This window comes from Flavobacterium pygoscelis (assembly GCF_023162025.1).
Classification (GTDB): Bacteria; Bacteroidota; Bacteroidia; order Flavobacteriales; family Flavobacteriaceae; genus Flavobacterium; species Flavobacterium pygoscelis.
Map to the genome: position 1 here is coordinate 190,165 of NZ_JALNUB010000001.1, position 21,258 is coordinate 211,422.

Consider the following 21,258-nt stretch of genomic DNA (forward strand, 5'->3'; position numbering starts at 1 on the left):
TTAAACATGAATAATTTCTTCGTCGATAAGCAAATCCTCGCGTCGTAATCTTAAGAAAACTTGTGCTACCGCAATAGTGTCTTTTTCGCAATAGGTTACAATTCGATCAATATCTTTATCCACATAGAAAACATGACCTACTTGACTCCCATCGATATCCCCTTTTGGAGAAGGAATTCCTAGAATTTTAGTTAGCAATTTAAGGGAAGTATAATGTTTATAATCACCAAATTTCCACAATTCTAAGGTATCTAAATGTGGAATTTCCCAAGGTTTTTTTCCAAATAGATTCAACTTATTCGGAATGGCAATTTGATTGATGATCATGCGACGTGCCAAAAAAGGAATATCAAACTCTTTGGCATTATGACCGCATAAAACGTGTTGGGGTTGATTGAAGTGATTGTTAAGCAAATTGTTAAAATCTAATAATAATTTCTTTTCATCACCAAAGAAAGAAGTCACTCTAAAATTACGAATATCTCCTTTGATGGTAAAATAACCCACCGAAATACAAACAATTTTACCAAACTCAGCCCAAATTCCAGCTCGGTCATAAAAATCTTCGGCTGTAAATTCATCTTTTCTCTGGTATTGCGTTTTCTGTTCCCACAGCTCTTTCATTTCAGAATCCAAACCATTAAAATCTTCGGCTTCGGGAACCGTTTCGATGTCAAGAAATAGAATATTATTGAGGTTTATTTTTTCAATCATCTTTTCATATTTGACCACAAATTACACAAATTTTCATAAACTAAAACAAGTAAAAATACTGATAAGTGAATAAAATATTACATTTGATCGAAAAGGCTTTGTTGATTAGTTGGATTTTCGTGTTCTAACAACCATTTTTTGCGCCACAAACCACCGGCATATCCCGTTAAGGAACCATCAGATCCAATAACTCGGTGACAGGGAACGACAATCCAAAGCGGATTTTTTCCATTGGCAGAAGCCACAGCACGAATAGCTTTAACATCACCCAAAATTTTTGACTGTTCTAAATAGGTTCTCGTTTTACCATAAGGAATCTGCAACAATCCTTTCCAGACTTTTTGTTGAAAATCGGTTCCTTTTGGATTTAATTTAAAATCAAAATCAGTTCTAATTCCCTCAAAATATTCGTTTAATTGATTTACAGCATTTTGCAATTCACTTGGAATCGTAACTGAAATCGTTCCTTGATCTTGAACAGAAATAGAGGAAACTCCGTTTTCATCTCCTATTATTTCTGCAATTCCCAATGGAGTTTTTATATAGGTGGTTTGATTCATAAAAAAAAACAATATTAATACATTACAACATTCTTACCATCCACCGCCTCCGCCGCCTCCGCCTCCGCCTCCAGAACTTCCTCCTCCAGAACTTCCACTGCTTGAACTTGTAGCTGTTGCATTATAAGTGTGATGAAAATTAACTAATAAACTGGTAGAATACATACCATTAGCATTTGGATTCTTTAACCAATTACAATTGTATTTTAATTTTTTTAGAACGAGATTAAATTTTTGATTCCATTCTTCTTGTATCCCTAAAGCAAATGCATAAGGAAGGTTTTCTTCATAACTATTTATAACGTCTAAAGTTGAAATTACATCGAAATTTAAAAGTTCATTTTTTAAATTTTCTGTCTCATGTTGCATTTTAATTCCCAAAGGGGTGTACCGTGTAATTAAACGCAAATAAATACTAAAACCGGTTATGATCAAAAAAAGAACCAAGGCGTTTAAAATTGAATAATCTTTGTCTACATTGTAAGCAAAGAATGAGGCATAGCAAAATACGGTTGGAAAAATAGCAAAAAAAGCAACAACTAAAGCAGTTCTAAATTCCTTTTTTGTTATTAATTTTAGAAATTCCTTTATAGATATAAAACTTAAAACCAAACAAATAAATCCAAAAATTGGCCAACCCAAAATTGTATTCTTTACATAATAACAATATCCAAAAAGAGTGATTGTTGTAATGATAAAACCCAATACAATTTGTTCTCCGTTAAATTGAAAGTAATTCTTTAAATTAATTTGGCTCTTTAATGACTCTTCCAACTCTTTTTCTGCAACATCAAAAGTCAAATAACTTTTAGAATTTATAACGAAAGTCTCATTTTCTTTAAAAATATTTTCGAGAACACTATTTTCCTCTGGTGTGATAGCAGCTAAGGCTGTTTTTTTCTTTAAAAAATATTCAAAACCATCTTGCCAGTTTTCTTTTCCATTACTCTGAATTTGAATTACTCCTTTGATAGAAAGACTAATTATTGTTGTTAAAAGCGTTGTACTATTTGAGCATCTTTCTTTAATGTATTGTAAAATTGTAGCAGAATATTTGCTCTTCAAATCAATTTCTTCATTCTTATCAGGATATAAAGCATCTTGACCATAAGTTTTCCAAGAAAAATAATAAAACAAGAAACAAATTACAACAGCAAATAGTCCTGTAGCTATTTTTTGTGGCGATAAAAATTCTTCCATTTTAAAATGCGGCAAAAATGCAGATTGATGAACAATTCCTTTTGGAAATCCTACTGCAATAGTAAAACCTTCTCCCTCTTTTAAGTCTTTAGATTTAAAAGAAACCGAGTTATTCTTTATCTCTGAATTACAATCACTATCGGTAGAACCAAGAATTCCTGTATAACAATGCGTTTGAAGAACAGTAGCAGTTTTAGGCAAAATTACTGTTGCAGAAATAGCACTTATGTTAAAATGCCAAAAGTTTCCAGTAACATTCCAATAAACCTCATCAAAATCAGTATAGGAATGAATTTGTGCCTCTACCGCATACGTTATTGTGTAGGTATATACTCCTTCCTTTAGAGAAACATCCTTATCACCTATATAAATAATAAATTTTTCATCATTTACAAGGGTATGAAAAGGCTCTTTTGAACCATTTTTGGAGATATTTATAACTGTATAAAAATTATTTCTAGAAACTTTAGAGGAGTAGTTCTTCATAGGAAGTTCTCTAAATATACCATGATCAACCTGCAGGTTTGCAGCAACTACCTTTATGGTCTCAGTTACTATTATATTACCATTTTCTTGAACTAAAATATCTGCGTGAAATTGACTTATTTTTTCGATTTCATTTTCCACTTCTAAGGTTAATGATTCTTCTTGCCCATAGGTTTTATAAAAAGAACAGAAAAAAAAGCTAATGAAAAATATAATTTGGAATGGCTTCATTATAAAAAGTAATTTAGAACTCAATGGTTAGAATAGTTTTAAAAAACTTCTAAAACAGAAAGATTGATTGTAAAGAAAACAAAAAAAACCACAAGAATTTCTAATTCTTGTGGTTTGCTTTTATTTCTAAATTTTTATTAGCAACTAAAATTACTTTAAACTTGAATACACATAAGCTTCCAGTCCAGCTAATTCTTCATCAGACATCGCTTTTGTAATGGTAAAATTAGCTTTCATCACTTCGTATTGACTAGGATCTACAATTGGCTCTCCTTCTCCTTTTAAAAAGGTTACCATATTTGCATTTTTATCTTTGTAAATCTGTGCTATATCTTTAAGACTTGGTCCAACTAATTTCTTATCCATTAAATGACAAGTAACGCAATTCCCTTTTCCTTTAAAAATTTCTGCTCCTAAATCCGCTGGAGTTTGAACAACTTCTTCGGTTTTAACGGGATACAAAGGTTCTTTTTTTTCTTCTTCTTTTTTGCAAGAGGCGAAAGCTAAAACAGCAAATAACAATAAGGTATTTTTCATAATGATTTATTTAATTACAGTTATTTAAAATTCAAGTAGGTACCAATCAATAAAAGATTGTCTGTATTTGACTCTATATCAAATATACTAAAAATATTCACAAATACCTTAATTTGAAATCTTTGACCTTATTCCTTTTTTAAAAGTATAGCAGCTTCTTTAGCAAAATATGTCGAAATTAAACTTGCTCCTGCTCTTTTAATACACATTAATTGCTCCATCATAATTTTGTCATGATCCAACCAACCTCTTTCAGCTGCTGCTTTGATCATCGCATATTCACCCGAAACATGAAAAACAGTAACTGGTACATTTACGGCATTCTTAACTTCTCGCACGATATCTAAATAAGCAATTCCTGGTTTTACCATAACCATATCAGCACCTTCTTCAACGTCCCACAAGGCTTCTTTTATCGCTTCTAAACGGTTTGAATAGTCCATTTGATACGTTTTTTTGTCTTTTGGAACAACTACGTCAGATTCGCGTGGCGCACTGTCTAAAGCGTCTCTAAATGGTCCGTAAAATGCCGAAGCATATTTAGCAGAATAACTCATGATCCCTACATTTTGAAATCCTGCAGCATCCAATCCTTGACGCAAACGCAATACACGTCCGTCCATCATATCTGATGGAGCCACAAAATCAGCTCCAGCTTGTGCATGAGAAACAGCCATTTTTACTAATGCTTCATTAGTGGAGTCATTTTCAATATCACCATTGGCAATGATTCCATCATGTCCATAAATAGAATAGGGATCTAATGCCACATCGGGCATCACAATCATTTCCGGACAAGCGGCTTTAATTTCTTTGATGGCACGTTGCATTAATCCATCGGGATTCCATGCTTCTTTACCAGTATTGTCTTTTAAGCTTTCATCCACTTTTACGTAGATGTTTACCGCACGAATTCCTAAATCGAATAATTCTTTAACTTCTAACACCGTTAAGTCTACGGAACGACGAAAAATTCCAGGCATTGACGAAATTTCTACTTTGTAATTTTCACCTTCTGCGATGAACATTGGAAACATAAAATCACTTGGACTTAATGTGGTTTCGCGAATTAAAGAACGAATGGATTCGTTGACGCGTAATCTTCTACCTCTTTGTAATGGGAACATAATTATTTATGATTTAGCTCCATAGGAGCGATATATTTATATTGGTGTTTCTTATGAGCTCCATAGGAGCGGCATCTTTTCAGTAATTTTTTATTCTTTAAAAATATATTCGTCTCTGTATTCTATTTCAAATGCTTTTAAAAAATCAATATATTCTTCTTTAAATGTTTTTGTCTTGTGATTTTGTTCTTGATTTTGAATATAATTGATAACGTTAGTTAATTGCGAATGGCTGTATGAAAATGCTCCAAACCCAGTTTGCCATTCAAATTTACGATTTATCCATTTTTTTTCGTTAATAAATCGTGATGAATTAGCTTTTATATCTCTAACCAAATCAGACAAAGCTTTGTTAGGCTTTAATCCAATTAAAATATGAATATGGTCGGGCATTCCATTAATAACAATTAACTTTTGACCTTCATTAGTAACAATTCCTGTTATATATTTAAACAACTCGTCTTTCCATTTGTTGGAGATCAAATTTTGTCTGCCTTTGACAGCAAATACAATTTGAATATATAATTGTGAATATGTATTTGCCATTATTACTATAAATTCAATTATTATAAATATAACGCTCCTATGGAGCTTCCTGAATTCAAATCACTTTCTTCTATAGTTATGTCGCTCTTACAGAGCTATCCACTCTTTTGGATTTTCTAATACTTGTATTAATTTTTCTTCTTCGCTTCCTGGTTCTGGATGATGATCGTAAACCCATTGCACATGCGGTGGCAAACTCATCAAGATACTCTCGATTCTTCCGTTGGTTTTCAAACCAAATAAAGTGCCTTTATCGTGTACTAAATTGAACTCTACATAACGACCACGACGAATTTCTTGCCAAGTTTTCTGAGCAGCTGAATACGGCAAATTTTTTCTTTTTTCTACAATTGGAACATAAGCTTCTAGAAAACTATTCCCCACTTCTGAAACAAAGTTGAACCAATCTTCCATTATCATTTCCTCTGTCTCTTTGCAGTAATCAAAAAATAAGCCTCCAATTCCGCGCGCTTCAAAACGGTGTGCATTCCAGAAATAAGCATCACATTGCTTTTTATATTTTGGATAAAAATCTGGATTGTGTCTATCGCAAGCCGTTTTACAAGTCTGATGAAAATGCGTTGCATCTTCTTCAAATAAGTAATAAGGCGTAAGATCTTGTCCGCCACCAAACCAACTGTTGATTACATTTCCAGCATCATCGTACATTTCGAAATAGCGCCAGTTTGCGTGAACTGTTGGTACAATTGGACTTTTGGGATGAATCACTAAGCTTAATCCGCAAGCAAAAAAATCGGCTTCACCTACATTAAAAAGTTTTTGCATACTATCCGGTAATTTTCCATGAACCGCAGAAATATTAACTCCGCCTTTTTCAAAAACGTTTCCGTTTTCTATTACACGAGTTCTTCCTCCACCGCCTTCTGGTCGTTCCCAAACATCTTCTCTAAATTTAGCTTCACCATCCACTGCTTCTAAACCTGCTACGATTTGATCTTGCAAGTTTTGTATGTATGCGTAAAATTTATTTTTCATTTGTCAATTCGTATAATTCCATGTCTAATGGAGTTTCATTGATTGGAGTAAACTCATTTTTTAATATTTTCTGCCAAATAAAACCATTGTTTAAAGCCACTTTTACACTTCCTAAATTTGTTTTATGGGCGATAATCTGAAGTGTTTTCAAGTTTAATTCCTCAAAAGCATAATTAGAAATTACTTGAACCGCTTTAGTTGTCAATCGTTTTCCTGCCAGATTACCTCCAATACAGTAGGCTAATTCGCCCACTCTGTTTATCCAATCTATCTTTTTAATAATAATCAAACCTACGATCATTCCAGTATCTACTGCTCTAATAGCAAAAGTGAAATTAGTTCTCGCTTGAATTTCACTGTTTTTTATTTCAATGTATTGTTTTGTCTTTTCAAGTGTTGCATTACTCGAAAGCGTAACCGGAAAGAAAACTTCCAGTCTTTCTTTATTTTCAATCATAAACTGATACAGCTGAACGGCATCAACTTGTTTTAAGGTATCAAGTAAGAAGTTTTCTGTAATTATCATTGGTTACAAATTGGCTTTTGCCAAAGCTATTTTATTAAAAATTCCAAACGAAAAGGTTTTACTCTCCGATTGAACTTGCTCGTAAATGGCAATTGCTTTTGATGTTAATTCAAACGGATTGTCTTTTGAAAAAGTAATTAAAAAATCGGCAAATTGTTCTTGCTGAATAAAATCTAAATGCAATTTGCGCAACAATTCGATTAATTCATTTTGATCCATGTCAATCAAAACCTGCGTGGTTAATCCGAAATCCTTTAAATTTTCATCCATAAGACTCGTGTCTTCAAGATTCCAAAACTTTGGTACAAAAACAAAAGAAAGCAAAGTCTTTAGTACATTGTCTATTCGTTGGCTTTCCTTATCTCTTAATCCTTTGTTTAGCATTTCTACACTATTTTACTCTTATGCAATGTTTTAGAACCTTATTGGAATAATTTGCAAACTTCAATCCTCTCTTAAATACCTACAAGGTTAAAAAAAACCTTGTAGGATATCCAACATTCTTATATTCTAGATTTGTTACCTTTTAAAAAACTTAAAGAAAATCAGAATCTATTCAAAAGTATATTTTTCAGTCAACAAATCATTTTTTTGATTGTGAAAAAAAATGAAATTCTCTATTTCTCCAAACAAATTCAAAACCTCTTCTCTTTCTAATTTCGTTTCTTTTTGAGATAAAAAGGATTGATATGAAGAGTATTTATACTCTTCAAACTTTAAATCCAAATGATGCTTTGGGTTTAAATGTACGTAAACAATTAATTGCTTTAAATACTGTTCATCTTCCAGTCTAATTCTCTTGAAATGTTTTTCAAAAAGACTTCCTGTCCTATCATTTTCTTTGTTAATTGATTTAGCATAAGAATTAAAAAAATTAGAAAAAGCCTGCGTTACCTCTTTTCCATTATCATTTAATCTAACTATCAAATGATAATGATTATCCATTAAACAATAGCCAAATATTGAAATCTTGTCCTCGAGATACTTACCCAATTGTCTTAGAAAGAAATTTTTATTTTCTTCATTAAAAAAAATAATTCCCCCATTTATACCTCTGTTATAAATGTGATAATAATTATCTTTTTCTAAAACTTCTAGCTCCACTATTCACATTATTTTAAGTTTCCTGCAAAGTTTCCAAAAACTTATAGGTATGATTTATAAATGATAGTATTCAAGTATACCTACAAGGTTAAAAAAAACCTTGCAGGATTGAAAACTTAATTAACTTAATTAACTTACTACAACTTTTAATTTCCTGCAAGGTTTACAAAACCTTGTAGGTATGATTTATAAATAATAGTATTCAAAAGACACCTATAAGGTTAAAAAAAACCTTGCAGGATTGAAAACTTAATTAACTTACTTCAACTTTTAATTTCCTGCAAGGTTTACAAAACCTTGTAGGTATGATTTATAAATAATAGTATTCAAATATACCTACAAGGTTAAAAAAAACCTTGTAGGATAAATGGATTTACTGGTTGTATTCTTTAACTGCATCGATAAACGCTTTTGCGTGATCAACAGGAATATTTGGTAAAATTCCGTGACCTAAGTTCACGATATATTTATCTTTACCGAATTCGTCAATCATTTCGTGTACCATTTTCTTGATCACTGGAATTGGAGACAATAATCGTGATGGATCAAAATTACCTTGTAAAGTGATGTTTCCACCGGATAAATAACGTGCATTTCTTGGAGAACAAGTCCAGTCTACTCCTAATGCAGAAGCTCTACTTTTTCCCATTTCGCCAAGAGCGAACCAACATCCTTTTCCGAAAACAATCACCGGTGCGTCATCAGCTAAAGCTTCAACAATTTGGTTGATGTATTTCCAAGAAAATTCTTGGTAATCAACAGGAGATAACATTCCACCCCAAGAGTCAAAAACTTGAACGGCATTTACTCCCGCTTTTACTTTTTCTTTTAGGTATAAAATAGTGGTATCGGTGATTTTTTGTAATAAAACATGCGCTGCTTCTGGATACTGAAAACAAAATCCTTTTGCTTTATCAAAACTTTTAGAACCTTGTCCTTCTACTGCATAACACATAATAGTCCACGGTGAACCTGCAAAACCGATCAATGGAACCTCATCATTCAACATTTCCTTAGTCAATTTGATCGCGTCCATTACATATCCTAACGTTTCTTGAATATCCGGAACGATAACGCGTTCTACATCTTGAATCGTACGAATTGGATTTGGTACAAAAGGACCAAAATTTTCTTTCATAATCACTTCAAGTCCCATTGCTTGTGGCACAACCAAAATATCAGAAAATAAAATAGCAGCATCTGGAGCTATTCTACGAATAGGTTGCACGGTAATTTCGGCAGCGATTTCTGGAGTTCTACAACGAGTAAAGAAATCGTATTTATCACGCAGTGCAATAAATTCTGGCAAATACCTTCCTGCCTGGCGCATCATCCAAACTGGCGGACGTTGTACTGTTTCTCCTTTTAGTGCTCTTAAAAATAGGTCGTTCTTAATCATAATTTTATTGTCTTAAAGCGTTTTCATTATTTTGTGTTGTTCCTAAGTTAATCTTACGAACAAAATTTATCTATATTCTGCAATTACTTCTTCAATCACATCCTCAATTGTGGGTTGAGGCGCAACAATTACATTTTTTGTAATTCCTTCTAATGCGCTGCAAGTTGTTGTTCCAATGCAAAAACAAGTTTCATTTTTAATAGTATTCTCTTTTAAATAACTTTCAATTCCAGAAGGGCTAAAGAATAAAATGGCTTCTACCGGTGTTTTTATTTTTTCTGGTGTCAATGTAGTTTCGTAAACTTGAATTTCATTGAACTTAATTTTGGCCTCTTTCAAAGCTTTTGGCAAAGTCTCTCTTCTTAAGTTTCCACTAAAAAAAGTATAGCTTTCACTTGAATAAATCAAAGTGATTATTTCGGCAAGATCTTCGGCATAACCAGTATAGGCTATTACATTGAAACCGCTTTCGGAAAGCATAATTTTTGTCTTTAATCCCACACAAAAGACATTCTTTGTTTTTAAATCCTCAGATTTTGGATCTAATAAGAAACTTTGAACCGCATTTTGACTAGTGAAAATTAAATTATCATTTATCTCACTTAGTTGAAAAGGCTGACTCTGGGTTTTAATAAAATCAACTTCAATAACATTGAAATTAGCCTTTATTAATGCTTGTTTTTGCTCGTGCAAAAGTATTTTTGTAGATAGTATCTGAATCATTATTAACTTCTTATTTGGTATTCTTCTTGTCCTAAACAGTAGGTTTCTATATCTTTATTATAACCATAAACGACTAAAATATCATTTTCTAATATTACGGTTTGTGGCGATGGGCGACCGATTGACTCTTTTATGATCGATTTTTTTCCTATTAGATTTTTCTTTTCACGTTTGCGAATAATCGTAATCAAAGTTAAGCGATATTTATCGATACTATCTAAAGCAGCCAATGTTTTACCATAGAATTCGGGTTTGGCTTTTACTTCAGAAATAGTATAATTATCATCTAATTGATAATTTTCTAAAGTGGATTTAAAATTAATTTGCTTGGTTAGTCTATCGGCAGATTCTTGTTCTGGATGCACTATGCTATGAATTCCCATTGCTTCAAGAACCGTATCGTGAATCGGTGACAACGCTCTACTGATAATCTTTACATCACTTAATTTTTTAATAATAGCCGTAGTAATAATGGCCGCTCCTTCATTTTCTCCAATAGCAACTACTACTTTGTCAGCATCTTTTAAGGGCAATGCTTCATAGGATAATTCATTGGTAGAATCCATAGCAATTGCATGAGAAATTTTATCCTTTACTAAATTGACTTTTTCTATATTTTTGTCAACACCAATCACTTCATTTCCAGTTTCTGTCAGGCTAATTGCCAGCGACATCCCGAAGTTTCCTAAACCAAATACGATTATTTTCATCTGAGTAAGTTTAGTTAATTAATATATTTTCTCTTGGATATTCGTAGAACTGATGGTTCAATCTACGCAATAATCCTACCATAAGGTTGAGCATTCCAATACGACCAATAAACATCGTTAAGATCAAAACATATTTACTGGGTTCGGTAATTGTTGGCGTAAAATTGATACTTGATCCTACTGTGCTATAAGCCGAAAAACATTCAAAAGCAACTGTTAATATCGATGTCCCTTCTGGCTCAAAAATTAATACCGCCATTATGGAGAGTCCAATTGTTAATAATGAAATGGATAGAATGGCAAAAGCACGTGAGGTAGAATCGGCTGATATTCTACGACCAAACAATTGAATTCTACTTTTTCCTCTAGCAACGGCAACAATATTTAATGTGGCTAAGGCAAAGGTACTTGTTTTAATTCCACCTGCTGTTGAAGCTGGCGAACCACCAATCCACATTAAAAAAATAATAAAAAGCAACGATGGAACACCCATTTCGGCATAATCAGTTGCACTAAAACCAGCTGTTCTAGGAGAAACAGCATTAAAAGCTGCTGCTGTTATTTTTCCAAAAATAGTATTGTGTTGTAATAAAGTATGGTTGTATTCTGAAATGAACAGAAAAACAGAACCTCCTATTAGTAAAAGCAAGGTGGTATAAATTACGATTCTGGTGTTTAGCGTGATGATTCTCACTTTTTTGTGAATAATCTTTTTATTAAACAATTCAAAAATGTAAGTTTTAAAATAATGAAAAGAATTGAACACGATATTATGACCTAATCCTCCTAGAATAATCATTAACATCAATATCCACTGCAAGTAATAATTAAAACGAACAGTCGAATTTAAAATTCCACCGGGTAAAGTAGAAAATCCAGCATTACAAAAAGCGGAGATAGAGTGAAATAATGAAAAATATATTTTATTGGTAATAATAACATTATCGATAACCGAAAAATAAATAAATACAGCTCCTGCCAACTCTACTGCCAAAGTAAAAATCACCACATTTAGCGCCGCTCTAAAAACATCTTTTAAGCCTTCATTTGCAATAAAATCTCTGGTATTTAAGCCTTCCTTAAAAGAAGAACTTCCTCTAAAAAAAAAAGCAAAAAAAGAAGTGAATGTAAGAATGCCAATTCCACCTAATTGAATGAGAACAATAATTATAGATTGTCCTACTAAAGTAAAATCTACGGCTGTGTCTACTACGGTTAATCCCGTTACACAAACTGCAGATGTTGCTGTAAAAAGTGCATTGGTAAAGGTAATTCCGCTGTTGGTAGCACTAGGAAGTATTAATAAAAAAGCCCCTATTAAAACTAATATCATAAAACTACCCACAAAAACGATAGCAGGATTAAAGTAGATATCATAAATATGACGCACAAAAACCATTAACCGGAGTAAGAAGTAAAAAATCAAACCTCCTTCTAAAACTGGTTTGACTTTTTGTAAAATATAAGGAGTAGAAAAATTACTGTTCAACAACCAAATTACACCACAGACAAAGAAAAGAACTGTGAGTAAAATCATATTGATTAAAACTACTCTCTTATTGCTTTTGAACGTATAATTAAAGTATTTAAAAGCATTAAATCCTAATAAACCAATCGAAAGAATAATTAATCCTACAACATGAGGGGTGTTATAGTTATCCTGAAAATCATACCCGAAATCGAATACAATAAAAAGCAATACAATTATATCAAAAAAGCGATATAAGTAATTGAGTAAGGATTCTTTCTTCATATTGAAATAAAATTACTTTTTTAAATCGTTACGAATACTTTGCATTAAACTAATTCCTCCGTTCTCTAAAACTTCTTTAGCGGCTTTGTATCCTAATTTTTTCCATTCTTCTAATGGAACTGTTTTATTTACTTCGATTTTTTGTTTTCCGTCAAGAGAGAATAATACTCCTTTGAAGATTATATCATCTTCTTGCATTACTGCTAAAGCTCCTATTGGGGCTGTACAACCACCTTCTAAAGTTTTAAGAAATTGTCTTTCAATGTGCGTACACACTTCGGTTTCGATATCATTTAATTCAGCCGCTGCATCTCTACAAAACTCATCATTTGCCATGGCAACAATAACCATAGCTCCTTGTGCTGGTGCAGGAATCATCCAATCAAGATTTATAAAATTTGAAGGTTTCAAGTTGATGCGTTCTAAACCTGCTGCGGCAAAAACGGCGCCATCCCAATTATTATCTTCTAGTTTTTTCATCCTAGTATTTACGTTTCCACGCAAATCTACTACTGTATGATTGGGATATCTATTGAACCATTGCGCTTGGCGACGCAAACTACCTGTTGCAATTGTTCCTACTGTATCAAGAAAATCAAGATTACCTTTATGAACCAAGATATCGAGTGTATTGGCTCTCTCTAAAACGGCTGCTTGCACAATACCTATTGGCAATGCCGTAGGAACATCTTTCATAGAATGCACCGCAATATCAACTTGACCATTGATCATAGCAATGTCTAATGTTTTGGTAAAAATTCCTGTGATTCCTAATTCGTAGAGCGGTTTGTCAAGAAGAATGTCTCCTTGAGATTTTACTGCAGTAATTTCAGTTTTATACCCTAAATCATTTAGTTTTTTTTCAACTGTGTGGGCTTGCCAAAGTGCGAGTTCACTATCTCGGGTTCCTATGCGTATTGTTTTTTCGACCACTTTTATTTTATTTTTACACCAATCTGTATTCGTACTTCAAAGCATTTTCAATGTGTTAAACTACGAAAAATATTTATCTTGTTCTAACTGAAATACTTTTTCTATCCATTCAATACCCTCATCCATTGATTCTCCATCCTTTAGATGATTCACAAAATGCTTGGTGATTTTTTGAATGATTCTATTGCTGATCATTTCAGCCTGTTCTTCATGAAAATTAGGTGTTTTTTTTCTTTGAAAGTTAAGTTCCCCATCTTTAATAGCGTTTAATTTTTCCTTTAAAGCCTGAATTGTAGGAGCAAATTTTCGGTTTTTATTCCAAGAGATAAAGTCTTCCTTAATTTCTTCGATTATAGCTTCCGCTTGCGGAATATGTTGCTTTCTGTTTTCTAAGGTTTCATCTGTAATCTTAGCCAACTGATCCATGTGTATTAAGGTTACTCCTTCAATATCATTCACATTTTCGTTTACATTTTTAGGAATAGATAAATCTAAAATAAGCAAAGGCTTTTTTAAATTCAAAATAGTTTTGTCGATAGTAGGATTTTGTGCTCCGGTAGCCACAACCACTACATCTGCTTTTTGCAATTCAAGTTGCAAATCAGCATAATCTTTTACTACAACATTCAGTTTTCTAGCTAATTTTTCCGCTTTATCTTTGGTACGGTTAATTAATGTAATCTGACTGTGTTTGGTATGTTTTACTAAATTCTCGCAGGTATTTCTTCCTATTTTTCCTGTTCCAAAAAGTAATATATTTTTATTAGCAATGTCTTCTACATTTTTAAAAATATATTGAACAGAAGCAAACGATACCGAAGTTGCTCCAGAGGAAATATCAGTTTGAGTTTTTATTCTTTTACTGGCTTGTATCACCGAGTTTACTAAACGATCCATAAAGGTGTTTATTAAACCGTTGGATTTACTTAAATTAAAAGCATTTTTTATTTGACTGATAATTTCAAAATCGCCTAAAATCTGACTATCTAATCCAGTTCCTACACGAAACATATGATTAATGGCTTCTTGATTTTTATAAATGTAAGCGACCTCTTGAAATTCCTCTACAGAACCGTTACTGTTTTCACAAAGTAATTTTATTAATTCGTAAGGATGTTTAGCAAAACCATAAATTTCGGTTCTATTACAGGTTGAAGTAACGATCAAAGATTCTATTCCCTCAGCCTCTGCTTGAATCAATAAGATAGCTTGTGCTTTGGCATCTAAACTAAATTTACCTCTAATTGTTGCGTCAGCTTTTTTGTAACTTAAACCTAAAGCATAAAAAGTGCTGTTTCTGGACATATTGAATTTTTCCATATTATACTTTTCTTAAAAAAGTTCTACAAAATTATTGTTAACTATTTTATAAAAACAACGCTGTAAGTGCTTTTTGTATCGCTAAGGGAAATTTTGATTCAAAATAGTAATTACAAAACAGATTTTATCTGAAAATAGAGTGAATTCAAGGTTATTATGGCTTATTATATAGATTAGTTCTAAATAAGCCTTTGCGTTTTTTTATTAATTTTTAAATAAAAACATCGCTTAGAGTTCTTCAAAATAATGTTAACATCTTTTTTAAGCATTATTTTGAAAGTAGATGATCTGTCTGGTAAAAAATTAAAGTAGCTTATATAAATCCGTTTGATTTTTTTTCAACAGTTGCGTTTATAAAACATCGAGAAAAATTTACTGATTTAAAAATCTAACGAATTAATAACTCGCTAATAAAACATAAGCCTAAAATACTTAGTAATAAAAACGCTATCCAAGCGGAATAGCGTTTTTAATCAAAGAAAAATATTATTTCTGAACGGTTGGTTTTCTGATAGACTCTAATACAACAACGATGTCTTTGTACAACTCTGTATCCGATTTAACTCCGTTAGCAACTGCTGCTGCACCAACATAACCTTCAAATTTAGTAAAATCAGCATCACTTGCTTTTGTTCCCATACGTTGGTTTTTAGCGGGGTCATGCGTAGCGACCATATTCATACCCGAATAGGTATTTACTGCATTTGTTCCTCCTGTATTAAAAGAGAAAAAATCAGTTAAATTATCAACCAATACAGCTAATTTAGTAGTGTTTCCTGCTCCTACTTCTGTTAATAATGGCGCAAAGTGAGCTCCTAAATTTCCAGTAGCGTTACTTTGAACATCTGCTACTATAAGTCCAACTGTTGAATTTACCACTTTACGGAAAGACAGTCGTCCTCCTTCAATCATTTGTCCTGGCATATCTGGATCAGCTACCATTTTTGATCCACCAAGGCGCTCATAAATAGTTGCTTTAACCATTGGTGTTGCCGGAACATCGTCATCATTACTACAAGAAGTAAAAGCTGCAGAGGCTACGAATAATACACTAAGTGTAATTTTTGAATAATTTTTCATAAGAATTGTGTTTAAAGGGTTAATTAAAAAATCTATTTATCTTTTGTGATATTTTGTAAGTCATACTATTTTGGTCAATAGGACATACTTCTTTATTGGCCAAACCAGCGGGTAATACAAACTGATTTGCTTCATAAGGCCTTTTAGTCATGAGTTCATCATAAACCTTTTGAGAATTCGTAATTTTGTTATTGTGAAAATAAACGACCACATTTCTTTTTACAATAATAGAATCAGAAGTCAAACCTTTTATCGTTCTTAAATCAGCACAAATTTCTTTTGCTCTAACCGAATCGATATTCGATTTAAAATCAATTCTGCTTATTTGTAAATTTGGAGAATCATATACTGCTGGTTTAGCGGTAACAATGTGAAAAACAAGAATGGCTACAAATAATACTGCAATTATTGCAATACCTTGAAGTACTCTTTTAATTAATTTGTTTGTGGATTTCATAATAATGGGTTTTGCAATTATTTACGGGCAATTAGAAGTCTTGGTTTGATTTAAAATGAAATTCAAGCTATTTAGATTAAATTTAAATAGTTTTAATATCTTAAAAAGCAGTATTTACTGCGGTTCAACAAGAATAATATGTCACTGTACAACAGCACTATGATCCATTTTAAACTCTTCTAAAGTTTCGTCATAACTTAACAGCCGCCCTTTAATTATAAAAACTTTTCCCGACTCCAGATTGGCAGGCAAATTTTTACTAAAGAAGGCATACAATTTATTATCAAGCACAGCTACATTATTCGCTTGATCTATATTCGTAACCACAGCAACTAATTCAATGGTTTGACCTAAATACTTAGTTCGAGCAAGGCTATCATTAGCAATAAACTCTAGTTGAAGTACAGATATATCTAAAGAATAAATAGCTTTCTCATTTTTAAAACTTTTATCCTTTTTATAGATGAAGTAATAAGCAGAAAACGAGATTATTAAGAAAATAAAAAATGCGAACAGTGATTTTTTGAACATGTTATAGTTTTTGTTTAACGTTTAGTTTATCTACGTTAAAAACGAAACATTGGATTTATAGTCTTGAACCTAACATTCCTAAAACTAAAGCAAGAGTTTCATCGTAAGTGCATGGGAAGCTTGTTGCTTATTTATAGTAATTAATTGAATCAATTGCGAGTAGTATAATGATAAATAAAGTCATACTGAGATCGACTTAGTTTTAAAATAACATCCTCAAAAATTAAAGATTTTATAAATTTAGAGTGAAGTAAAGGTTTAACCATGAAAAAGATTTAATTTTGAAGGTCGATATGGTATCAGTTAACAATAATTGATGCTATTACATTGAATTAAAAAAATCAAAAAGATGGAAGAAGAAATAAAGATTGACGATGATTTCATTTTAATTCGTTTTCAAAACAACTCAGATGAGGTTGCAGTATTTCAACGACCAGTACAATTGGGCTTGATTCAATTTCATTTTGGATTAAAAGGAAATGCTAACTTTAATTTTAATCAAGGAAATTACAGTTTAAAACTCAAAGAAGAAAAAGCATTATTGTTTTATAACACCGAGAAAGAATTGCCTTTACATGTTGAAATTGCTCCAAAAACTTGGTTGATTTCTATATTTGTTTCTATCAAAAAATTTCACGGACTTTTTACTAGTGATGCCGAAAACATTCCTTTTTTAAGCAAAGAAAATAAAGAAAAAAAATATTATAACGAGACTGATATTAGTCCGTCAATGGCAATTGTATTGAATCAAATGTTTCATTACAATTTAAATCCTTCGATAAAAAACCTGTATTATAAAGGAAAAGGATATGAATTATTAAGCTTATACTTTAATAGAACTGAAGATCCAAATGCAGAGCAATGCCCTTTCTTGATTGATGAGGAAAATGTATTAAAAATTCGAAAAGCAAAAGAAATCATTATCGCAAATATGGCCGAACCACCCGGATTACAAGAATTAGCAGATGAAATTGGTTTGAATTTGAAAAAACTAAAAATGGGTTTTAAGCAAATTTATGGCGATACCGTTTACGGATTTCTGTTTGATTATAAAATGGATTACGCCCGTAAATTATTAGATAGCGGCTCTTACAATGTAAACGAAGTAGGATTAAAAATAGGATACAGTACCGGAAGTCACTTTATTGCAGCTTTTAAAAAGAAATTTGCCACTACACCAAAAAAATATTTAATGTCTATAAACACCAATGTGTAAAAATACGATTGGTTTTAAGCATAATAGAATAAGTAAAAACTAACATTTATCATACTTCTAAGAAGGTTCTTGAAGTACTTTTGAAGAAAATAAAACAGAAACAATGAAAGGCGTATTATTAGTAAATCTAGGATCTCCAGAAAGTCCAACTCCAAAAGATGTAAAACCGTATTTAGACGAATTTTTAATGGATAAATACGTTATTGATGTTCCGTTTTTATTGAGAGCATTACTAGTTCGTGGAATCATACTTCAAACCAGACCTAAAAAATCTGCTGCAGCTTATGCAAAAATATGGTGGGACGAGGGTTCGCCTTTAGTCGTTATTTCTAAAAGAATGCACGAGAAAGTAAAACAATTAGTTGATGTGCCAGTTGCATTATCGATGCGTTACGGAAATCCTTCTTTACTGTCTGGCTTACAAGAATTGCATGACAAAGGTGTAAATGAAGTATTGCTTTTTCCGTTGTACCCGCAACACGCAATGGCTTCTACGACAACCATTTTAGAACTTGCTGAAGATTTACGTAAAAAGCATTTCCCGGAAATGAAATTTACTATTGTTCCTGCATTTTACAACAAACCAGATTACATCAAGAATCTTGCTGATTCGATCAAAGGCCACTTACAAGGTTTTGATTATGATCATTTGTTATTTTCGTATCACGGAATTCCAGAACGTCACATTCGCAAAACAGATATTACTAAATCACATTGTAAAATAGATGGTTCTTGCTGCAACACGCCTTCACCAGCCCATGAGTTTTGCTACCGTCATCAATGTTACGAAACTACTAAACAAGTCGTAAAATTATTGGGTATTCCTGAGGGAAAATATAGTCAAACTTTTCAATCGCGTTTAGCAGGTGACAAATGGCTTACGCCTTACACTGACGTAGAAGTGAATAAAATGCCCGAAAAAGGAATTAAAAAACTTGCTGTTGTTACTCCTGCTTTCGTATCGGATTGCTTAGAAACTTTAGAAGAAATTGCGATGGAAGCCAATCATGAATTTAAAGTGCATGGTGGAGAAGAGTTTCTAGCGATTCCTTGTTTAAATGATAGTGATGAATGGTGCGCCACTGTAGGTAATTGGATCACAACTTGGTCAAACACCCCTGTTGCTGTCACTGCTAACACTGAAAAAACAAACGCATAAATGGCTGTTACCGCCGATGATTTAGGAACTCAAGACATTAAAAAACTGCTTATAAAACAAGCAGTTCCATCGTCTATTGGTGTTTTGTTTATGTCAGTCAATATTTTGATTGACACCATTTTCGTTGGACAATGGATTGGATCTTTAGCCATTGCGGCGGTAACAATAGTTTTACCCATCACCTTTTTGATTTCATCCTTAGGAATGGCGATTGGCGTAGGTGGCGGCTCGGTACTTTCTAGAGCATTAGGCGCCAATCATAAAGAAAAGGCTAAAAATACTTTTGCAAATCAAATAATGATGACGCTTTTATTATCGTCAATTTTTGTTTTTTTAGGTCTTTTTTTTAGCGACGAAATGTTAGCCCTTTTTGGAGCAAAAGGAGCAATTATTCAACCTGCACGAGAATTCTTTTTCCCTATTATTATATCAGTGCCTTTTTTAGCGCTTTGCATGATGGGAAACAACATTATTCGAGCCGAAGGGAAAGCTAAATTTGCAATGGTAGCCATGATTGTACCAGCATTTGTTAATATTGGCTTAGACATACTTTTTATTAAATATTTAAACTTAGGCATGTTTGGCGCTGCAATGGCAACAGCCATTTCTTATTTTAGTTGTTTTTTATTTGTGCTTTGGTTCTTTATTTTTAAAAGTGAATTAAAGCTAAAAATGAAGCATTTTAAATTTAAGATGCCAATTGTAAAAGAAATCTCAGAGCTAAGTTTCGTCACTTTTTCAAGACAAGGTGTTGTCAGTGTTTTATCTATACTATTAAACCATACTTTATATTCTTACGGAGGAGAACATTCTGTTGCTATTTACGGAATTATAAGCAGAATGTTAATGTTTGCTTTGTTTCCTATATTAGGCATTACACAAGGTTTTTTGCCTATTGCAGGATATAACTATGGTGCCGGATATTATGAAAGAGTCAAGGAGAGTGTATCCCTTTCTATAAAATATGCGGCTATTTTAGCCACTCTTATTTTTGTAGTTATTTTAATTTTTGCAAAACCCATCACTGCCGTTTTCACTACGGACGCCCTTGTCATTGCTCAAACGCCAAATGCCTTACGATGGGTATTTGCAGCTTCGCCCATAATTGCGATTCAATTGATAGGCGCTGCATATTTTCAAGCTGCGGGGAAAGCAAAAAAGGCATTGCTTTTAACATTGAGCAAACAAGGATTTTTCTTAATTCCTTTGGTGCTGATACTACCAAATTTTTTAGGTATTTTTGGAGTCTGGATTGCATTCCCAATAGCCGATATACTTTCCACTTTATTGACCGGTTATTTTCTAAAAAAAGAAATGAACACCAAATTAATTCACACCAACGATGGAATATTATAATTACCTCAAATCCTTACACCTTATCTTTGTAATTACCTGGTTTGCTGGTTTATTTTATATCGTTCGCCTATTTGTTTACCAAATCGAAGCCGATCAAAAACCATCACCTGAAAAAGAAATATTACAAAAACAATACAAAATAATGACCTATAGATTGTGGTATATTATCACTTGGCCATCGGCTGTTTTAGCGAGTATTTTTGCTTTTTGGATGTTAATATTTACAGATTTAGGTCAAGCTTGGTTAAAAATGCCTTGGATGCATGTCAAATTATGCTTCGTCTTTTTATTGTATTTGTACCACTGGAAATGTCATTTAATATTCAAAGATTTACAAAATAACAAAGTAAAATATAGCAATACTTTTATGCGTTTGTGGAATGAAGGTGCTACAATAATTCTATTTGCAGTCGTTTTTTTGGTAGTTTTAAAAAATGCTGTAAACTGGATTTATGGTGTGATAGGTATTTTTGCCTTTTCAGTTTTAATTATGCTTGGATTTAAATTTTACAAAAAAATAAGGGAAAGAAATCAATCTTAATATGATTAAAAGTTTTAAAATAGCAACATTTTCATTACGTATAAGGATTTTCC

Annotated in this window: 23 protein-coding genes; 4 read left to right on the forward strand and 19 right to left on the reverse strand. The window is 32.3% G+C overall.

Translation table 11 applies throughout. The features are described from left to right. From MW871_RS00815 to MW871_RS00905, 19 genes are all read right to left on the reverse strand, one after another. A complete protein-coding gene (locus MW871_RS00815) occupies positions 1-714 on the reverse strand; it encodes a 3'-5' exonuclease (RefSeq protein ID WP_248427241.1) in 714 nt (237 codons plus the stop codon). Positions 715-791: 77 nt separating this feature from the next. After that, positions 792-1,274, reverse strand: a complete 483-nt coding sequence (locus MW871_RS00820) for a methylated-DNA--[protein]-cysteine S-methyltransferase (RefSeq protein ID WP_188049213.1) — start codon at positions 1,272-1,274, stop codon at positions 792-794. Between the two features lie 33 nt (positions 1,275-1,307). Next, positions 1,308-3,191: a DUF2207 domain-containing protein gene (locus MW871_RS00825; protein WP_248427242.1), complete on the reverse strand. Its 1,884-nt coding sequence runs from the start codon at positions 3,189-3,191 to the stop codon at positions 1,308-1,310. Positions 3,192-3,341: 150 nt separating this feature from the next. Next, on the reverse strand, positions 3,342-3,728 hold the full coding sequence (locus MW871_RS00830) for a c-type cytochrome (protein ID WP_188049215.1): 387 nt from the start codon (positions 3,726-3,728) through the stop codon (positions 3,342-3,344). Between the two features lie 128 nt (positions 3,729-3,856). After that, the gene (gene hemB, locus MW871_RS00835) at positions 3,857-4,855 is read right to left on the reverse strand and encodes a porphobilinogen synthase (RefSeq protein ID WP_248427243.1); all 999 of its coding nucleotides are present in this window, start codon (positions 4,853-4,855) and stop codon (positions 3,857-3,859) included. Positions 4,856-4,945: 90 nt separating this feature from the next. Then, positions 4,946-5,401 carry an IS200/IS605 family transposase gene (tnpA, locus tag MW871_RS00840; RefSeq protein ID WP_248427244.1) on the reverse strand — a complete coding sequence of 152 codons (456 nt, stop codon included), beginning with the start codon at positions 5,399-5,401 and terminating at the stop codon, positions 4,946-4,948. Positions 5,402-5,488: 87 nt separating this feature from the next. Further along, complete coding sequence (gene hemF, locus MW871_RS00845; RefSeq protein WP_248427245.1) at positions 5,489-6,397, reverse strand: oxygen-dependent coproporphyrinogen oxidase; 909 nt, start codon at positions 6,395-6,397, stop codon at positions 5,489-5,491. Then, complete coding sequence (locus MW871_RS00850; protein WP_248427246.1) at positions 6,387-6,923, reverse strand: GNAT family N-acetyltransferase; 537 nt, start codon at positions 6,921-6,923, stop codon at positions 6,387-6,389. The genes hemF and MW871_RS00850 overlap by 11 nt, the downstream gene beginning before the upstream one ends. 3 nt (positions 6,924-6,926) lie before the next feature. Next, on the reverse strand, positions 6,927-7,307 hold the full coding sequence (locus MW871_RS00855; protein WP_248427247.1) for a hypothetical protein: 381 nt from the start codon (positions 7,305-7,307) through the stop codon (positions 6,927-6,929). Positions 7,308-7,475: 168 nt separating this feature from the next. Further along, a complete protein-coding gene (locus MW871_RS00860) occupies positions 7,476-8,027 on the reverse strand; it encodes a transposase (protein ID WP_188049220.1) in 552 nt (183 codons plus the stop codon). A gap of 373 nt (positions 8,028-8,400) precedes the next feature. Beyond that, positions 8,401-9,426, reverse strand: a complete 1,026-nt coding sequence (gene hemE, locus MW871_RS00865; RefSeq protein ID WP_188049221.1) for a uroporphyrinogen decarboxylase — start codon at positions 9,424-9,426, stop codon at positions 8,401-8,403. A gap of 66 nt (positions 9,427-9,492) precedes the next feature. Next, entirely contained in the window at positions 9,493-10,149 is a 657-nt protein-coding gene (locus tag MW871_RS00870; RefSeq protein ID WP_248427248.1) for a uroporphyrinogen-III synthase, read from the reverse strand. A gap of 2 nt (positions 10,150-10,151) precedes the next feature. Next, entirely contained in the window at positions 10,152-10,859 is a 708-nt protein-coding gene (locus MW871_RS00875) for a potassium channel family protein (protein ID WP_188049223.1), read from the reverse strand. A 10-nt stretch (positions 10,860-10,869) separates the two neighbouring features. Then, entirely contained in the window at positions 10,870-12,612 is a 1,743-nt protein-coding gene (locus MW871_RS00880) for a TrkH family potassium uptake protein (RefSeq protein WP_188049224.1), read from the reverse strand. Between the two features lie 12 nt (positions 12,613-12,624). Continuing rightward, positions 12,625-13,545: a hydroxymethylbilane synthase gene (gene hemC, locus MW871_RS00885; protein ID WP_248427249.1), complete on the reverse strand. Its 921-nt coding sequence runs from the start codon at positions 13,543-13,545 to the stop codon at positions 12,625-12,627. 60 nt (positions 13,546-13,605) lie between these two features. Further along, entirely contained in the window at positions 13,606-14,865 is a 1,260-nt protein-coding gene (gene hemA / locus MW871_RS00890; RefSeq protein ID WP_210645083.1) for a glutamyl-tRNA reductase, read from the reverse strand. Positions 14,866-15,351: 486 nt separating this feature from the next. Further along, entirely contained in the window at positions 15,352-15,945 is a 594-nt protein-coding gene (locus MW871_RS00895; protein WP_248427250.1) for a globin family protein, read from the reverse strand. A 19-nt stretch (positions 15,946-15,964) separates the two neighbouring features. Further along, positions 15,965-16,402, reverse strand: coding sequence for a hypothetical protein (locus tag MW871_RS00900; protein WP_188049228.1), 438 nt, complete (start codon positions 16,400-16,402; stop codon positions 15,965-15,967). A gap of 141 nt (positions 16,403-16,543) precedes the next feature. Further along, the gene (locus MW871_RS00905; protein WP_248427251.1) at positions 16,544-16,933 is read right to left on the reverse strand and encodes a hypothetical protein; all 390 of its coding nucleotides are present in this window, start codon (positions 16,931-16,933) and stop codon (positions 16,544-16,546) included. Between the two features lie 349 nt (positions 16,934-17,282). Here MW871_RS00905 and MW871_RS00910 point away from each other — a divergent pair, with 349 nt between their 5' ends. The 4 genes from MW871_RS00910 (at position 17,283) to MW871_RS00925 (ending at position 21,205) form a co-directional block, all read left to right on the forward strand. Continuing rightward, complete coding sequence (locus MW871_RS00910; protein ID WP_210645089.1) at positions 17,283-18,149, forward strand: helix-turn-helix domain-containing protein; 867 nt, start codon at positions 17,283-17,285, stop codon at positions 18,147-18,149. 103 nt (positions 18,150-18,252) lie between these two features. After that, positions 18,253-19,308, forward strand: coding sequence for a ferrochelatase (gene hemH / locus MW871_RS00915; protein WP_210645091.1), 1,056 nt, complete (start codon positions 18,253-18,255; stop codon positions 19,306-19,308). Continuing rightward, positions 19,309-20,664, forward strand: coding sequence for an MATE family efflux transporter (locus tag MW871_RS00920; RefSeq protein WP_188049232.1), 1,356 nt, complete (start codon positions 19,309-19,311; stop codon positions 20,662-20,664). It abuts the gene before it with no gap. Next, entirely contained in the window at positions 20,651-21,205 is a 555-nt protein-coding gene (locus tag MW871_RS00925) for a CopD family protein (protein ID WP_210645093.1), read from the forward strand. Before MW871_RS00920 ends, MW871_RS00925 begins: the two co-directional genes overlap by 14 nt. Positions 21,206-21,258 lie beyond the last annotated feature (53 nt).

Excerpts from the sequence above, each read along its gene's own strand:
- MW871_RS00815 (WP_248427241.1), bottom strand. The coding sequence starts at position 714 with ATGATTGAAAAAATAAACCTCAATAATATTCTATTTCTTGACATCGAA.
- MW871_RS00820 (WP_188049213.1), bottom strand. The coding sequence starts at position 1,274 with ATGAATCAAACCACCTATATAAAAACTCCATTGGGAATTGCAGAAATA.
- MW871_RS00825 (WP_248427242.1), bottom strand. The coding sequence starts at position 3,191 with ATGAAGCCATTCCAAATTATATTTTTCATTAGCTTTTTTTTCTGTTCT.
- MW871_RS00830 (WP_188049215.1), bottom strand. The coding sequence starts at position 3,728 with ATGAAAAATACCTTATTGTTATTTGCTGTTTTAGCTTTCGCCTCTTGC.
- hemB (WP_248427243.1), bottom strand. The coding sequence starts at position 4,855 with ATGTTCCCATTACAAAGAGGTAGAAGATTACGCGTCAACGAATCCATT.
- tnpA (WP_248427244.1), bottom strand. The coding sequence starts at position 5,401 with ATGGCAAATACATATTCACAATTATATATTCAAATTGTATTTGCTGTC.
- hemF (WP_248427245.1), bottom strand. The coding sequence starts at position 6,397 with ATGAAAAATAAATTTTACGCATACATACAAAACTTGCAAGATCAAATC.
- MW871_RS00850 (WP_248427246.1), bottom strand. The coding sequence starts at position 6,923 with ATGATAATTACAGAAAACTTCTTACTTGATACCTTAAAACAAGTTGAT.
- MW871_RS00855 (WP_248427247.1), bottom strand. The coding sequence starts at position 7,307 with ATGCTAAACAAAGGATTAAGAGATAAGGAAAGCCAACGAATAGACAAT.
- hemE (WP_188049221.1), bottom strand. The coding sequence starts at position 9,426 with ATGATTAAGAACGACCTATTTTTAAGAGCACTAAAAGGAGAAACAGTA.
- MW871_RS00870 (WP_248427248.1), bottom strand. The coding sequence starts at position 10,149 with ATGATTCAGATACTATCTACAAAAATACTTTTGCACGAGCAAAAACAA.
- MW871_RS00875 (WP_188049223.1), bottom strand. The coding sequence starts at position 10,859 with ATGAAAATAATCGTATTTGGTTTAGGAAACTTCGGGATGTCGCTGGCA.
- MW871_RS00880 (WP_188049224.1), bottom strand. The coding sequence starts at position 12,612 with ATGAAGAAAGAATCCTTACTCAATTACTTATATCGCTTTTTTGATATA.
- hemA (WP_210645083.1), bottom strand. The coding sequence starts at position 14,865 with ATGGAAAAATTCAATATGTCCAGAAACAGCACTTTTTATGCTTTAGGT.
- MW871_RS00895 (WP_248427250.1), bottom strand. The coding sequence starts at position 15,945 with ATGAAAAATTATTCAAAAATTACACTTAGTGTATTATTCGTAGCCTCT.
- MW871_RS00900 (WP_188049228.1), bottom strand. The coding sequence starts at position 16,402 with ATGAAATCCACAAACAAATTAATTAAAAGAGTACTTCAAGGTATTGCA.
- MW871_RS00905 (WP_248427251.1), bottom strand. The coding sequence starts at position 16,933 with ATGTTCAAAAAATCACTGTTCGCATTTTTTATTTTCTTAATAATCTCG.
- MW871_RS00910 (WP_210645089.1), top strand. The coding sequence starts at position 17,283 with ATGGAAGAAGAAATAAAGATTGACGATGATTTCATTTTAATTCGTTTT.
- hemH (WP_210645091.1), top strand. The coding sequence starts at position 18,253 with ATGAAAGGCGTATTATTAGTAAATCTAGGATCTCCAGAAAGTCCAACT.
- MW871_RS00920 (WP_188049232.1), top strand. The coding sequence starts at position 19,309 with ATGGCTGTTACCGCCGATGATTTAGGAACTCAAGACATTAAAAAACTG.
- MW871_RS00925 (WP_210645093.1), top strand. The coding sequence starts at position 20,651 with ATGGAATATTATAATTACCTCAAATCCTTACACCTTATCTTTGTAATT.